This is a genomic window from Bartonella sp. AC329YNZD (assembly GCF_042196685.1).
Classification (GTDB): Bacteria; Pseudomonadota; Alphaproteobacteria; order Rhizobiales; family Rhizobiaceae; genus Bartonella.
This window is the reverse complement of record NZ_JBHIQS010000002.1, coordinates 68,357-82,537: the sequence shown is the minus strand read 5'-3', so window position 1 is coordinate 82,537 and position 14,181 is coordinate 68,357. Positions and strand designations below refer to the sequence as shown.

At 36.5% G+C, this 14,181-nt stretch carries 11 protein-coding genes and 1 pseudogene; 5 read left to right on the top strand and 7 right to left on the bottom strand.

Features of this window, described 5'->3' with window-relative positions:
* Positions 1–16 precede the first annotated feature (16 nt).
* Positions 17–1,150, bottom strand: a complete 1,134-nt coding sequence (aroB, locus tag ACFIMW_RS01605; protein WP_375607880.1) for a 3-dehydroquinate synthase — start codon at positions 1,148–1,150, stop codon at positions 17–19.
* Positions 1,125–1,758: pseudogene (locus ACFIMW_RS01600) on the bottom strand (shikimate kinase). Before ACFIMW_RS01600 ends, aroB begins: the two are co-directional and overlap by 26 nt.
* Positions 1,759–2,013: 255 nt before the next feature.
* Here ACFIMW_RS01600 and ACFIMW_RS01595 point away from each other — a divergent pair.
* The 3 genes from ACFIMW_RS01595 to ACFIMW_RS01585 all read left to right on the top strand — a co-directional run bounded on the left by ACFIMW_RS01595 (position 2,014) and on the right by ACFIMW_RS01585 (position 4,776).
* Positions 2,014–2,952, top strand: coding sequence for a site-specific tyrosine recombinase XerD (locus ACFIMW_RS01595; RefSeq protein ID WP_375607879.1), 939 nt, complete (start codon positions 2,014–2,016; stop codon positions 2,950–2,952).
* Positions 2,953–3,029: 77 nt separating this feature from the next.
* A complete protein-coding gene (locus tag ACFIMW_RS01590; protein ID WP_375607878.1) occupies positions 3,030–3,986 on the top strand; it encodes an acetyl-CoA carboxylase carboxyltransferase subunit alpha in 957 nt (318 codons plus the stop codon).
* Positions 3,987–4,026: 40 nt separating this feature from the next.
* On the top strand, positions 4,027–4,776 hold the full coding sequence (locus ACFIMW_RS01585; RefSeq protein ID WP_375607877.1) for a L,D-transpeptidase family protein: 750 nt from the start codon (positions 4,027–4,029) through the stop codon (positions 4,774–4,776).
* A gap of 878 nt (positions 4,777–5,654) precedes the next feature.
* Here the strand turns inward: ACFIMW_RS01585 and ACFIMW_RS01580 are convergent.
* The 4 genes from ACFIMW_RS01580 to ACFIMW_RS01565 form a co-directional block, all read right to left on the bottom strand.
* Positions 5,655–6,716: a CobW family GTP-binding protein gene (locus ACFIMW_RS01580; RefSeq protein ID WP_375607876.1), complete on the bottom strand. Its 1,062-nt coding sequence runs from the start codon at positions 6,714–6,716 to the stop codon at positions 5,655–5,657.
* Positions 6,717–6,724: 8 nt separating this feature from the next.
* Entirely contained in the window at positions 6,725–6,850 is a 126-nt protein-coding gene (locus tag ACFIMW_RS01575; RefSeq protein ID WP_375607875.1) for a DUF4102 domain-containing protein, read from the bottom strand.
* A gap of 637 nt (positions 6,851–7,487) precedes the next feature.
* The gene (locus ACFIMW_RS01570; RefSeq protein ID WP_375607874.1) at positions 7,488–8,579 is read right to left on the bottom strand and encodes a D-alanyl-D-alanine carboxypeptidase family protein; all 1,092 of its coding nucleotides are present in this window, start codon (positions 8,577–8,579) and stop codon (positions 7,488–7,490) included.
* 989 nt (positions 8,580–9,568) lie between these two features.
* The gene (locus ACFIMW_RS01565) at positions 9,569–10,378 is read right to left on the bottom strand and encodes a lysophospholipid acyltransferase family protein (protein ID WP_375607873.1); all 810 of its coding nucleotides are present in this window, start codon (positions 10,376–10,378) and stop codon (positions 9,569–9,571) included.
* Between the two features lie 131 nt (positions 10,379–10,509).
* On the opposite strand from ACFIMW_RS01565, the gene thiD reads away from it, so the two are divergent.
* Positions 10,510–11,367 (top strand): bifunctional hydroxymethylpyrimidine kinase/phosphomethylpyrimidine kinase, encoded by an 858-nt coding sequence (thiD, locus tag ACFIMW_RS01560; protein WP_375607872.1) that lies wholly within the window; start codon positions 10,510–10,512, stop codon positions 11,365–11,367.
* 12 nt (positions 11,368–11,379) lie between these two features.
* On the top strand, positions 11,380–11,955 hold the full coding sequence (locus tag ACFIMW_RS01555; protein WP_375607871.1) for an NADPH-dependent FMN reductase: 576 nt from the start codon (positions 11,380–11,382) through the stop codon (positions 11,953–11,955).
* Positions 11,956–13,227: 1,272 nt separating this feature from the next.
* Here ACFIMW_RS01555 and ACFIMW_RS01550 read toward each other — a convergent pair.
* The gene (locus ACFIMW_RS01550) at positions 13,228–13,953 is read right to left on the bottom strand and encodes a GNAT family N-acetyltransferase (RefSeq protein WP_375607870.1); all 726 of its coding nucleotides are present in this window, start codon (positions 13,951–13,953) and stop codon (positions 13,228–13,230) included.
* Positions 13,954–14,181: the final 228 nt, after the last annotated feature.

Below are 14,181 nucleotides of genomic sequence, written 5' to 3'. Positions count from 1 at the left end.
TTATATTCAATATGAATTAACGAATTTCTGTTAATTTTTGTTCCAAAAAGGACAAAACTGCATCTGGTGGAACATTTTTTGCAATAAATGATTGGCCAAGTCCGCGTGTCAAAATGAAAGTCAAATTATTTTGTGAAACTTTTTTGTCTTGGGCGATGAGATTCATTAGAGTTTCAGCATTTGGTAGACATCCTGGAATATCTTTTAATTGTGTAGGCAATCCTATGGCTTTAAGGTGTGCTTCGATGCGGTGTATGAGCGTGGAGTCTATTAGATTCAGTTGAGCAGAGAATTGATGCGCGAGAACCATTCCAATTGCTACAGCTTCACCGTGAATTAAACGCTTTGAGTCATAAGCGGTTGCTGTTTCAAGCATGTGTCCAAATGTATGGCCGAGGTTTAAGAGTGCGCGCTCTCCTTTCTCATATTCATCACGTGCTACAATGGCAGCTTTAAATTGGCATGAGCGAACAATTGCCTCTGTTCGTATAGAGCCATTAGAAAAAATTTCTTCTCCATTTTTTTCAAGCCATTCAAAGAAATCAGGTTGGTTAATGAGTCCATACTTGACTATTTCTGCGTAACCAGCACGAAATTCACGTAGTGGTAGGGTATCAAGGATACATGTGTCAGCAATAACGCATTGCGGTTGATAAAAAGCACCAATAAGATTTTTTCCATATCGGCTGTTGATACCCGTTTTTCCACCAACAGAGGAATCAATTTGCGCAAGAAGAGTTGTGGGCATTTGGATGAAGTTCATACCACGGCGGATCATACTTGCCGCAAATCCTGCTAGATCGCCAATGACACCACCACCAAAAGCAATAACACAGTTCCCTCTTTCTAAACGCGCAGCAAGAATTTGATCGATGACAACTTGCAGGGTTGAAAATGATTTTGATTGTTCTCCCGCTTCTACAATAATAGGGACAGTATGGATTTTATTTTTTTTAAATTCTGTTTGTAATGTATCCAAATGGAAGGATGCAACATTTGTATCTGTAACAACTGCTAAACGCGTTTGATGAAAATCTTTTTGCTGAAGAGCATGTTTAATCTGTAAAGAAGCTTGTGTAATGAGACCCGGACCAATGATGATATCATAACAGTGCTTGTCTAATTTAATGGTGACGGTTTTGGCTTGCATGCTTGTTCTTTCTATCGTTATTTTTTTGTATGGAGGTAGTGCTGTATAGATCGTATGACATTTTTTGCTACTCTGTAGGGGCTTTCTTTATGACTGTTAATTGTTAAATTTGCTTTTTCATAGAGAGGATAGCGCTGTTCCATGAGTTGTTGCATCGTTTCTTTAGGGTTTGCTGTTTGAAGAAGTGGTCGTGTTGGACGCTTGGAAACACGTTGCATAAGGATATCAAGATCTACTTTCAGCCAGATGGATATTCCATTTTGATGGATGGCTTTTCGTGTATCTTGATTCATGTAGGCGCCACCACCTGTCGCTAAAACAAGAGGGCTTTTTTTTATGAGATTGAGAATAACACGCTGTTCAAGAGTACGAAATTCCGCTTCACCGTAGATTTTAAAAATTTCTGTGATAGGCATTTGTGCTGCTTTTTCGACTTCTTGATCAGAATCATAAAAGGGTAAACCAAGCATGTTAGCAACACGTTTTCCGATGACTGATTTTCCTGCCCCCATAAGACCAACAAACACAAGAGCTTGGTTATCGAGAGATGATAAGAGTTGTTTCTTTACTTGTGACATGGAGGGATGTTGGGGTCGATTATTTTTCATAGCTTATTTCGGCATTTATCTGCTTGAAAGTCAATTCCTGTTAATCTTTATAAGATAGAATAAGAGATAGAATATTTTGGAAAAAGTTTATTATTTTATGCCAACATTGACCAGATTTTTGATGATTCTTTTTATTTTGCTTATTATTCTTTTTAGTATAATGATCACTCTTGTGGTTTTTGTTGAGCCTGTAACTGTGGATATGTCTGTTGATGTCCCTTTGGATTCATTGAGTCTTTCCTTGAGAATGAATCAATGAAAAATAACATTGTGATAGAACGTTTTCTTGAAATGATGAGTGCTGAACGAGGTGCTTCTGTTCATACGCTTGCGGCTTATCAACATGATTTACAGTGGGCGCAAGATGAATTGTCTTCCCATTCTGTTTCGCTTTTTGCAGCACAAAAAGAAGATTTGATTGGTCTTTTGTCGCTTATGCATACGTTTGGTTTTGCTGCATCTTCACAAGCGCGTCGTTTATCGACGTTGCGTCAATTTTATCAGTTTCTTTATGCAGAAGGATTAAGAGCAGATGATCCTTCCCATGATATTGATGCACCTCGCCAAGGACGCCCTTTGCCCAAAATTATCAGTGAAGATGTGGTGACAAAATTTCTTGATTTGGCGCAGTTGGAGGTTAATCAAGCAGTTTATGGGTCCAAGGATTATTTGCGGGCATTGCGTCTTCAGTTGTTGAGTGAAATGCTTTATGCAACAGGATTACGCATTAGTGAGTTGGTGAGTTTGCCAGTGCAGGCTGTTCGGGGGAAAGAATACAGTATTTTGGTTTGCGGTAAGGGAAAAAAAGAACGAATGGTGTTGTTATCAAAAAAAGCATATCAAGTTCTGTTGCAGTGGTTGAATTTGCGTGATCAAGGAAAAGATGCAACAAGCCTTTATCTTTTTCCGGCCCATTCAGAAACAGGGTATATTGCTCGTCAAGTTGTTGCACGGGAATTGAAAAATCTTGCTAAAAGAGCTGGAATAAAAAGTAATCACTTTTCTCCCCATGTGTTACGCCACGCTTTTGCTAGCCATCTTTTACAAAATGGTGCTGATTTGCGTGCCGTTCAACATTTGTTGGGTCATTCTGATATTTCTACTACTCAGATTTATACCCATGTATTGGAAGAGGGACTTTATCGTTTAGTCAATGAGCATCATCCACTTGCCGATGAGCAAAAGGCTCGTTAAAGAAAAGGTGTTGTTTTTGAAAAAGACTTTATAAAGCGAATTATAAGTGTATAAGTGACACTGAGTGAGTTGGTACAATGTATAATTATCTTGATTTTGAAAAACCAGTTGCTGATCTCGATGGGAAAATTCTTGAATTAAAAAAAATTTCTCAGGAAAAAGACAGTCTTGATATGAGCGACGAGATTGCGCGTCTTGAAAAGCGTTCCCAAACGGCATTGAATGATATTTATAAAAAATTGACACCGTGGCAAAAAACACAAGTCGCTCGTCATCCTGATCGTCCGCATTTTATGGACTATTCTAAACGCTTATTGAGTGATGTTACACCTTTGGCAGGAGATCGCAAATTTGCTGAAGATGAAGCTATTCAAGCCGGTTTTGCTCGCTTTAAGGGGGAGGCCGTTGCTTACATTGGTCAAGAGAAAGGTCACGATACGCAAACACGTTTGCGCTATAATTTTGGTTCTGCACGTCCAGAAGGATATCGTAAAGCGGTACGTATTATGGAAATGGCTGACCGCTTTAGTTTGCCACTCCTCACTTTTATTGATACAGCGGGTGCTTATCCTGGAGTAAGCGCTGAAGAACGTGGGCAAGCGGAAGCAATTGCTCAATCAACAGCAGCAACTTTGCGCCTAAAGGTTCCTGTTGTATCCGTTGTTATTGGAGAAGGCGGTTCTGGGGGAGCTATAGCAATTGCGGCTGCCAATAAAGTTTATATGCTGGAACATGCGATTTACTCTGTTATTTCTCCAGAAGGAGCAGCTTCTATTTTATGGCGTGATCCAGCCCGTGCAAAAGATGCTGCAATGAATATGCGTATTACTGCTCAAGATTTGTATCGCTTAAAGATTATTGATGGTATTATTTCGGAGCCTTTAGGAGGAGCACATCGTGGAAAAGAAATTGCCATTGATGCAACGGGTGATGTTATTTCAGGGGCTTTAAAAGAGATGGCTGGAAAGGATGGTCAAGTGCTTAAACAAGAGCGAAGGGAAAAATACCTTCAAATTGGTCGCTCACTAGTATAAGTCATTTTTGGTGAGGGGTGTTGGATTGGAGTTTTATTCGATGATATTTAACAGATTCCTCGCTCTGTGTGTTGTGTTTGTAATGGGAATATTGACGGCATGTGAAGGAAGATTACCAGCTTCTATTCGGGCTAAAGTTGAGCAACCTCTTCCGCAGGAAATCCGAAATAGAATGGCTCTGTACAATATAGACCCATATGCACCGATTATGATGCGGTTTTTTAAGGAAGAAAATGTTGCTGAAATTTGGAAGCAATCTCGTTCAGGATCTTTTGTGTTGGTGGCGCGCTATGGCATTTGCAAATGGTCTGGTAAGCTTGGTCCTAAATATAAGGAAGGGGATCTTCAGACACCAGAGGGCTTTTATACGATTAGCGCAAACCAAATGAATCCTTATTCAAAATATTATCTTTCTTTTAATATAGGATATCCGAACCTTTATGATCAGGAAAATGGCCGTACAGGAAGCAATCTTATGGTACATGGTTCTTGCTTTTCCGCTGGTTGTTATTCTATGAGTGATAGAAATATGGCTCAAATTTATGCGTTTGCACGGGATGCTTTTAAAGGAGGGCAAAGAGCATTTCAGTTACAAGCTTTTCCTTTCCGCATGACTGAGAATAATATGTCACGTCATAGCAATGATCCTCATTATCAATTTTGGGTTATGCTTAAGAAAGGTTATGATTTTTTTGAAGAAAATCGTAAACCTCCAATCGTTGAAGTTTATGAAAAACGTTATGTTTTTAATCGCGATATTGATAAAACTTCAGTTTCTCTGATGCAGTGAGTGTTATTTTATCCTGCTGCGTACTGTAAAACACTGTCGCTTATGGTGATGATATAGGATATATAACTTTATGCATAAGGTGTTTTTTTAAGTGAGGGGTCAATGTTTTAAAGCGTTGAACTTGTTCATAGAGCTTTATGTCAGTAAATTAAATGGGGTGGGACGCCAAGAGGAACTTGTTTAGAGGAGTTATATTGTTTGCAGACCGATACAGGGAGCAATATTTATTTTTAGTGGAGAGTAAGCTAACAAAAAATGTACTTTTTTTCAAAGGATTTTATTCTTTCATGCTATAAAATTTTTCCTTGTAAGGCTGTTATGTAAGTAAGGCTGTTATATAAAATACAGTCACACATCTTAAAATACGATATTGTTCTGTCTGATTTTAGTTTTTTTGCTTCAATTTAAGAGGGTTTTGTTTCAATCTGCTGGAGAAATAAAGTTGAGTAGAATATTTAGAACCAAGAATTTGTTCAATGGGATTGTGAAATGAATCATTTGAACTGGTTCGTAGATGAAGCCCATGACGAGAAAAATACCCTGATTACAAATTGGTAAATATTAAAAAAAATTATGATAACAATTTAATTTATAATGATAATTTATTATTTTTCCAGTTTGAATCACAACCTGATTCTTTTATATGAAAATCTATTTATGATGAATCAATCAAAATTATTTGCTTGCACATTACAAATGGGAAAAGCCCGCGTGGCTAAAAACATTAAAGAAAAAAACGCCTCTTATGAATCTCAAGTGTAAAGGGTGGTGCAACATTGGAGGTTGGTAAATAATGTGATGGTGCTGGATTTCTCCTTCAAAAGCGTAAAGATGGTGGTCCTAAAGAATTTACCATTATATCATTGAAGGGAGGCGAATTAAAATTTTACGCCTGGAATGACCAGAGGGTTTTCCAAAAGCGCCGTTTTATCTGCAGTATCTATTGCTGGTTTATTAAAAAAAGCATTGAGAAGTTTTTCTATCGCTTCTTTTTCAACACCATCGGCAATGATGACAAAACGTGTTTGTTTTATTCCTTTTGGCCATGCTGGCAATCTTATGGGAGGATGAAAAAATGTTTGTACGCCATGTAATACAAGTGGGCGATAAGGGTCATCACGCAATGCGATAATTGCTTTAATACGGAGTAACTTTGCACCATAACGGTCTTGTAGGAGATCTAAAAAAGCTTCAATTGTAGCGTAATCAACAGGATCCTCACAGTTTAATGAAAAGGTACGAATGGTTTTATGGGGGGTATGATCATGTGGGGTAGTCGTAAGATTTTGTTTAAGTTTTGTATTTTCTCCTTTTTCATTCCATAATGTGTTATTTATTAATAGATTTGAGCAGAAATCTTCAGAATGGGCATCAATTATTTGTGCTGTAGGATTAATGGCTTTAAGTGTGTTAAGGAGTGTATTTGAAAGCATTTGTGGGGCTGAGAGATCTGTTTTGGTGAGAATAATTTTATCAGCAAAGATTAATTGTTTATATATTTCAGGATAGTGCTCACATATGGAAAGCGTGCTTAATGTATCAAATGTTGCAAAAACAGCATTTATGGACAATGTTTGAATAAACAGTGGGTGGCTTAAAAGTATTTGTAAAATAGGAGCGGGATCAGCCACCCCTGTTGTTTCAATGATAATGTGATTGAGTTGTTTGATTTGTCCTGTTTGGATGCGATTGATTAAATCGGTTAATGTGTCGATGAGATCACTGCGTAAATGGCAGCATAAGCAACCATTGGCAAGCTCAATAATTCCTTCTGTCGCCTTTTCAACCATAAGGTGGTCAATACTGATTTCACCGAATTCATTGATGATAACAGCACATTCTGTTAGAAGAGGGTTTTTTAGCATACGGTTGAGCAAAGTTGTTTTGCCAGAGCCTAAAAAACCAGTAATAAGCGTGAGAGGAATGCGCTTTATTTTCATATTAATCATCAACCGTGGTTTTGTTTTAAAGAAACATCTCTTAAAGCACCCAATCTCATTTCATGGCGCCGACGATGAATGGTATAACGATAAAGCCATTGAGCACCACCAGCTTTACGTTTGTGGATAAGCAAGCCGGCATTAACACTATTTGCCGGCTTCCAATGTTGCGCGACAGCCCTTAGAACTTAAGATGGTTCATAAGAGCCACTTTAATCCTTTCTTAATAGTTTTTTACCCATATGGCTAGTCTCGCTTGTGACGTGCAAGTAAGTGATTTTGATTGATTCAAGATAAACAAATTTGAAATGAGAGAATTTTACGTTATTCGGGACTCTCAATTCAATATGAATAACGCTAAATTATCATTATAAATCAATATCTTGTTGTTTTAAAGAAACCTATCTGAATATGTTTAATCCCATTTATAATGGTACTTGTGAGGGATATAATGGTAAACACCCCATAAATCCATTATACTACTATTCTTATGCTTATAAAGGTGCACGTAGGCACTAACTACACTTCCTCAGTGGCCAATGTTGTGATAACTTTTGGTACTTGAAAAGACTTATAAGAGGAATTTTAATTTCCTGCTTTAATTATTTTATCTCTATGCTCATCCAACTGGTGGTGTGCAAGAAACTGATTTTAATTGATTCGACAGATACAGATTTGAAATGAGGAAACCTTACGATATTTGTTCTTCTGACATAAGGTGCAAAATTATTATTATAAATCAATGAATTATAATTAATTATAGATTATGGCTTACGGCTTTTTTATAGAATAGTTTTCACTTCTTTTAGACAGATTATGGGGTTTTCTTAGTGGTTTTACTGTCATTTTGGGTGTCTGTGGCGTACGAATGAGGTGTACTACTAAAGGATGAGAAAAAGAAGGTGAAGCAGCAATAAAAGGTGAGGTGAGAATAATATTTCCTTGATCATCATATGAATTTGCATGCATTTTTATGGCTTCAGGTGTGCATGTTTGTTGTCTCATATTGCTGGCTTGTGTTATCTTGCTACCATAAGGTTTTAATGTTGCTAGTGTTAATTGAGGGGTTCCTTGATGCAAAAAACCTGTTTCAAGAAGTTGTGCAGCTTTTTCTTCTCTTTCACTTATGTTGTTAGCACCTAGAATAACAGCAATAATTGTACGTTTATTGCGGGTGGCTGAGGCAACAAGATTAAAACCAGAGGCACAAATAAAGCCTGTTTTCATACCATCTATTCCATAAAAACGTCCAATCAGGTTGTTTGAGTTATGCTGGATTTTTCGATTCTTACCAAAATCAATGGCTGGAATAGAAAAATAATGAGCATATTGTGGAAATTCTCGACGTATTTGAACGGCTAAAAGAGCAATATCGCGTGCTGTGGAATAATTTTGAGGGTCTGGTAAACCACTTGCGTTCGCAAAATGGGTGCCAAACATGCCTAAACGTTTAGCTTCGCTATTCATTTTACGTACAAAATCTTTCTGTGAATTTGCAACGGCTTCACTCATGGCAATAGCCAAATCATTGGTAGATTTAACCATGGTGATACTTAAGGCTGTATCAAGTGTGAGTACGGAACCGGCTTTATAGCCTGAACGATATGAGGGAGCTTTTGCTGCATATTCGCTGATGGTGATAGGTTTGTTTGGTGAAATTTCACCTCGGCTCATAGCACGAAAAATAACATAAGCGGTCATTAATTTTGTTAAGGAAGCTGGATACCAACGTTCAAAAGCTTGATTATGTTTTAAGATATGTCCTGTTGTAACATCAACAGAAATAAAAGGCTGCGCTAGAACAGAAGCGCTGGATAAACTCAAAACGAAAGAAAAAAATAAATTATAGAAGCGATGTTTCATTAATTTAAATCGAGTTCCTTTTTATTCGTTATTTAGAATTATTTTAATGTAACACACAAAGCTTTTGAGTCCAGGATTGAAAGGACAGATGGTTAATTGCTGTATCAGTTGTGTTTCAGAGATAAAGACCAACACTCATCTTTATTTTCCCCTTGAATTTGGTTTGATAGCTTAGGTGTCTCAAGAAATACTTTTTAAATAATGAAGATTGTGCAAGATTTCAGGTTTTTGGGAGAATTGATGTTTCGCAGGAAGGAATAAGCCGGTATAATCATACATTTTGCTTGCTCTTCTGTTAGGTTGTGTTAGGACAACTCTTGGCACTTGAGATGGCCTATGAGGTATTTTTTATCTATACGTGAACCTTGCTTATGACAGACAAGGAAGTAAATTTAATGAGATTCAATATGAGAAGGAGGAGAATGAGATGATTTTACTATATTGGGAGTTATTATTTAATATGAAAAGTTATTTATCATTATAAATCAATATTTTATACATAAAAATAATACGATGCTATATTGTTTATTTTTCTTCTAATTCCACCCATCAAGCATTTTGAGCATTGTTTGTACATAAGTATAAAGTTCTTATTATGCGGTTCCTTTATGTATTTACTTTAATAGGAGAATACGTTCCTTGTGCAAGGCAAAACGCTCACAATAAACACTGTTGCGTTGCCGATTCATGTGTCTGTTTTAAAGAAATATTTATTAGCCGTTATGTTTCTTTTAAAATGTGTCGCTCGTAAGAAGTATCACATGAAGCTTACAGAAAATCTCATCCTTATGTTTATGGAGAAAAATGTTGGAATTTATTATTTGCTGTCAATGCTGTGTTTATTATTTAAACGATTTTCAAGATAAGAAGAAGTCTTTTTCAAAAAAATTTATACATTGATCGTTTTTTATAATTTTGAATGAGGAAATTTTAAGTTTTTTTCTTATATCTTTGTTCCATAGATTCTGCTCAATATATAAAGCGATGCATTATTCTAATTCATGAGTGTCTTGATTTAGTTTTTGAAGTTTTTTGACAGCGGATGGTGGCATAGGAGGAGGGGTAGGATCTTGAGCTGCTAAGAGAAGCAGTTCATCACAGGCTTTTTCAGTCTTTTGGACAAGTTGATCTAGAAAATCACGTTTGCTTAAACCAACTTCTATGGGAGGAAGAATGCGAACGCGGATTGTTCCAGGATAACGGCGAAAATTATTGCGTGGCCAATATAAACCCGCATTATGTGCAATAGGGACAACTTGAAGTCCCAGTTCATTATAGAGAGCGACAATTCCTGACTTATAATCTGGTTCTTGACCGGGTTGTCGGCGTGTTCCTTCGGGAAAAATCAAGATTTGGCGCCCTTGTTTTACTTTCTCTTTTGCTTTTTGTATAACCATTTTCAGGGCTTTGATGGGTGTTGTGCGGTTAATGGGGATAATTTGTGTTTTTGCCATATACCAGCCAAACAATGGAATCCACATCAATTCACGTTTTAAAATGAGAGTGGGATCATCAAAATAGGGAACAAGACTGAAAGTTTCCCAAGCTGATTGATGCTTTGGAGCAATGATATAGGCTCCTTTGGGAAGATTTTCTAAACCTTCAATCTCATAACTTGTGCCTGCGATATATTTTTGCAAAAAGAGTGTGACGCGCGCCCATGTTTTAGGGACAATCCATGCTTTTTTACGTGGCATTAAAAAATAAACGGGCGCGTAAAGAATCATTTGTATGAAAGTGGTTGTATAAAAAGCAAACGTAAAAAGAACAGAACGAAGGATAAGCACTACATTTTCCATTTTATAGCTATAAGAGAACTTTCATATATAATATAATTTACATGAGAAAACATCTTCTTTATGTTTTTTCAAGCATCTATTTTTTTCGGTAATTTATTTTTCGATATTTAAAAACATAAGGAAAGAGCTGGATGGAATTACAGAAAGATAAGCTTTTTATTCCACGGATTTTATCTATTGCGGGAACAGATCCTTCTGGTGGTGCTGGAATGCAAGCGGATTTGAAGGTTTTTTCAGCTATGAAAACTTATGGGATGAGTGTGGTTACAGCTGTTGTTGCACAAAATACTCAGGGCGTACGTTCTTTTCAGGCATTAGATGCTTCTTTTGTTGCAGATCAAATTGATTCTGTTTTTGAGGATATCCATGTTGATGCCGTTAAAATTGGTATGGTTGCAAATGCTCAGATTGCACAGACTATTGCAGAACGTCTTGCTTATCATAAAGCGCGTTTCATTGTTTTTGATCCGGTTATGGTTGCAAAAAGTGGTGATGTTCTTTTAAAGTCTGATGCAATTGAAATTATGCGTGATGTTCTTGTGCCGATGTCAACTTTGATCACGCCAAATTTGCCTGAAGCTGCACTGTTATTGGGAGGTGAAGTGCAATGGTCTTTAGAGACTATGTATCAATATGCTCCACGACTCTTGGCGCTAGGGTGCCATGCCGTTCTGTTAAAAGGGGGGCATTTGAATACGCTTACCAGAAATAGTACAGAAAATTACGATTGTTCTAGTCCAGATCTTTATTGTGATTGTGAAAACCTTGTTATACTTGAAGCTTCACGTATCATAACGACCAATGATCATGGGACAGGGTGTACTATTGCAGCTGCAATTGCAGCACTTTTACCGACAACACCTTTGGTTTGCGCTGTTAAACAAGCAAAAGATTATCTCAATAATACTTTAGCAGCTTCAACTGTTTTGCAAGTAGGAAAAGGGCGAGGGCCGCTTCACCATTTTTGTAAACTATGGGATGAAAAATAAAGGAGAATCCTATTGAATATTGCGATTGTTTTGGGATCTATACGTCAACCCTCGTTAACAAGAGCTTTAGCTAACTGCTTGGCTGATTGCCTATTGACGCGTGGTGCATCTCTTCATTGGGTTGATTTACGTGAACAGCCTTTGCCGATTGCTGATCCAGATTATCACCATAATGTAGAGGCTAATCCAAGTGCTGCCGTCCGCCAATTTGTTAAAACAATTGCAGCAGCTGATGGTGTTATACTCGCTAGCCCCCTTTACCAAGGATCTTATTCTGGTGTTTTAAAAAATGCTCTTGATCATTTAGCCTATGATGCCTTTTTAAGTAAACCGGTTGGGCTTATTTCTCATGGGAGTACGGCAAAAAGATGTGCACAACCGTGTGAACATTTATTGCCGGTGGTGCGTACGCTTTATGGGTATGCGCTACAATGTCAAGTCGCTTCGGCCAAAGAGGATTTTGCATCAGATGATGAAGGTCGTGCATGGAAAGTCATAAGCAAAGAGGTATGGACACGTTGTGAGCGGCTTGCTCATGAAATGTGTGCATTTTTACACCAGAAAGCTGGGAGAGATGATAAAAAATGATGAGCAATATCGTTATTTAGTGGTAGGTGACACGGGGATGCTTGCTCCTTTGTGTCAGTCGCTAAAGTCACAAGACGTGATTATTGCGGCGCGCTTTCTTTCTCGTCTGGATCAGCTTGAGGTGTTGCAAAAAACTATATGTGTGTGCCGTTGGATTATTATTGTACGGCTTCGCAGACACAATTTTTAGAAACTGTGACGCAATGGTGTGGGCTTAACATATTGCATATTATGGATTCATTCATCCGCCTATGCATTTTCTTGCACGTTGATTGAGCAGTTGGCTTTTTTACCTAAGCCACCATGTATTCTTCATATTTTTGGTTTCAATTCTCATGATTAAATGCTTGTTGATTGCGCACGTAAGAACAAGGTCGATTTCATACCCATTAAATTAGGACGAAAAACAACATCAAATGGATGGCAGTGGCTTATCCATCAGGAGATAAGTCAACAGGTATTGGATGCAATGAAAGGTTATGCATGAACTAAAATTTTAATTATTTGAGATGGCGAATTAGGTTCGTTTTTTGTATATTTTTTTGAAACATAGATACTTTTTATGAAGAGGGCAATATAAAAGCCGATTACTGATTGCTTTATGATAGTGCTAAGAATGAATTGTTTTTCATGCTTTGCATACCTAAGGGGGAGTTTCTACTGTCTTTCAATGATGTACTTCAGATCCAAAAAACCTTTAGCAAATTTAAGACAAAAGAAGTAAATACATCTTAATCATGTGGTTTAAAAAAACTGTCTCCGGTTCAAGAGCCAATCATCTCAAATTGTGATTTTTAAGAAAAGAAAAAGATTCATGAAAGAGGCTTTAAATGATCTTTGAAAGTTTTTTTAAGCTCCTTTGGTTATTGTATAAAGCGAAAATTTTTTTTATTAATTAATTAACAGACTAACCATCTAACAAACTATGATGCAACTGTCGTTTTAAATATTTGCTTTCGAGTTCTCCATAATTATCAGTAATAATCAGTAAATTATAGATCATATCAAATAAAAAATTTTTACTTATCCAATTTAGATTTGTGATAGATATCTTTTTTAAGACAAAGTAAAAAAAATAAGAAAATTTGAGTGAGTCATTTAAAACAATTATATTAAAACAATTATATTTGTAATAACTGATTTTAGATTTTCACTATCAGTATTAAAGGGGATTGGCCAAGCTTCCTTGGTTATATCGATTGCTTGATCATATTTGAGTTTTGTTGAAAATAATAAATTCTTTTAATTGATGAGCAAAAAAAGAGTTCATAGCTAAACCACTATGTGTTTATTGGAATAAATTTTAAATTCACCAAAGTTTGTAAAACCCAATTTTTTATAAATGCTAATTCCCTCGTGAAAGGCTTGCATACCAATAATATGACATCTCTTTCTTTTTAAATGCTCAATAGCAATTTTTGTCATGAATGTCCCAACACCTCTTTTCTGAAAATCCGGCTTGGTGACAATATCATACACTCCACCAATCCCATCCGCTTTAATACAAAAACATATTGCTACAGGATTATTATTTATATAACCAACGAACATCTCTACATCAGAGTCTTTTTTATAACAACGGCCTATTGTTTCATAAAATATAACCGCTTCTTCATCAAAAGGCTCGAATACTGATGCCATAACATTTCCGTAATCTCTAAAATCTTGAAGAGATTCAACTTCTTTGATTTTGAAGTTATCCGGCATAGAAGTAACATGTGAGTCTATATCTTGCGCTAAAGCTGCCATTCCTACCTCTGTTTCAACATGCTCTAAGCCAATAGATAAGAGAACTTCATCAACTTTATAATGAGACGAATGAGGTCCAACCCACCAAGCTAAAGGTAGTTTCTGCGCATTAAAGGAATCGATTATAGATTTTGCTTGCTCTACAGGTATAGTTTCTTGTAAATTTTTAGCAGAGATAATATTGAATGTATCTGAAGCAAATGTTGAATTAATAGAAGACACGCCATTTGAAAAATCAACAACCTTCATTTTAGGGCGCAATTTTGGTAAAGACGTACTTTTGAACAAAAATTATTCTCTAATGATAAGTCAATTTTTGATTTGTTTAACATTTGTTTTTCTTGTCATTGTTCATAATTTCTAATTAATCTTTTATACGGGGGCTGTAAAAAATCCGTATAAGTTAAAAATTATTATCTTAGATCTAAGCTCCCAATCCAATGGATGATTCATAAGAAATTACGAATCTTAGAAAAA

What these genes read in the sequence shown, in the direction of transcription:
- ACFIMW_RS01565 (WP_375607873.1), bottom strand. Translation starts at nt 10,378, where the DNA reads ATGGAAAATGTAGTGCTTATCCTTCGTTCTGTTCTTTTTACGTTTGCT.
- ACFIMW_RS01580 (WP_375607876.1), bottom strand. Translation starts at nt 6,716, where the DNA reads ATGAAAATAAAGCGCATTCCTCTCACGCTTATTACTGGTTTTTTAGGC.
- ACFIMW_RS01595 (WP_375607879.1), top strand. Translation starts at nt 2,014, where the DNA reads ATGAAAAATAACATTGTGATAGAACGTTTTCTTGAAATGATGAGTGCT.
- ACFIMW_RS01585 (WP_375607877.1), top strand. Translation starts at nt 4,027, where the DNA reads ATGATATTTAACAGATTCCTCGCTCTGTGTGTTGTGTTTGTAATGGGA.
- ACFIMW_RS01550 (WP_375607870.1), bottom strand. Translation starts at nt 13,953, where the DNA reads ATGAAGGTTGTTGATTTTTCAAATGGCGTGTCTTCTATTAATTCAACA.
- ACFIMW_RS01590 (WP_375607878.1), top strand. Translation starts at nt 3,030, where the DNA reads ATGTATAATTATCTTGATTTTGAAAAACCAGTTGCTGATCTCGATGGG.
- thiD (WP_375607872.1), top strand. Translation starts at nt 10,510, where the DNA reads ATGGAATTACAGAAAGATAAGCTTTTTATTCCACGGATTTTATCTATT.
- aroB (WP_375607880.1), bottom strand. Translation starts at nt 1,150, where the DNA reads ATGCAAGCCAAAACCGTCACCATTAAATTAGACAAGCACTGTTATGAT.
- ACFIMW_RS01570 (WP_375607874.1), bottom strand. Translation starts at nt 8,579, where the DNA reads ATGAAACATCGCTTCTATAATTTATTTTTTTCTTTCGTTTTGAGTTTA.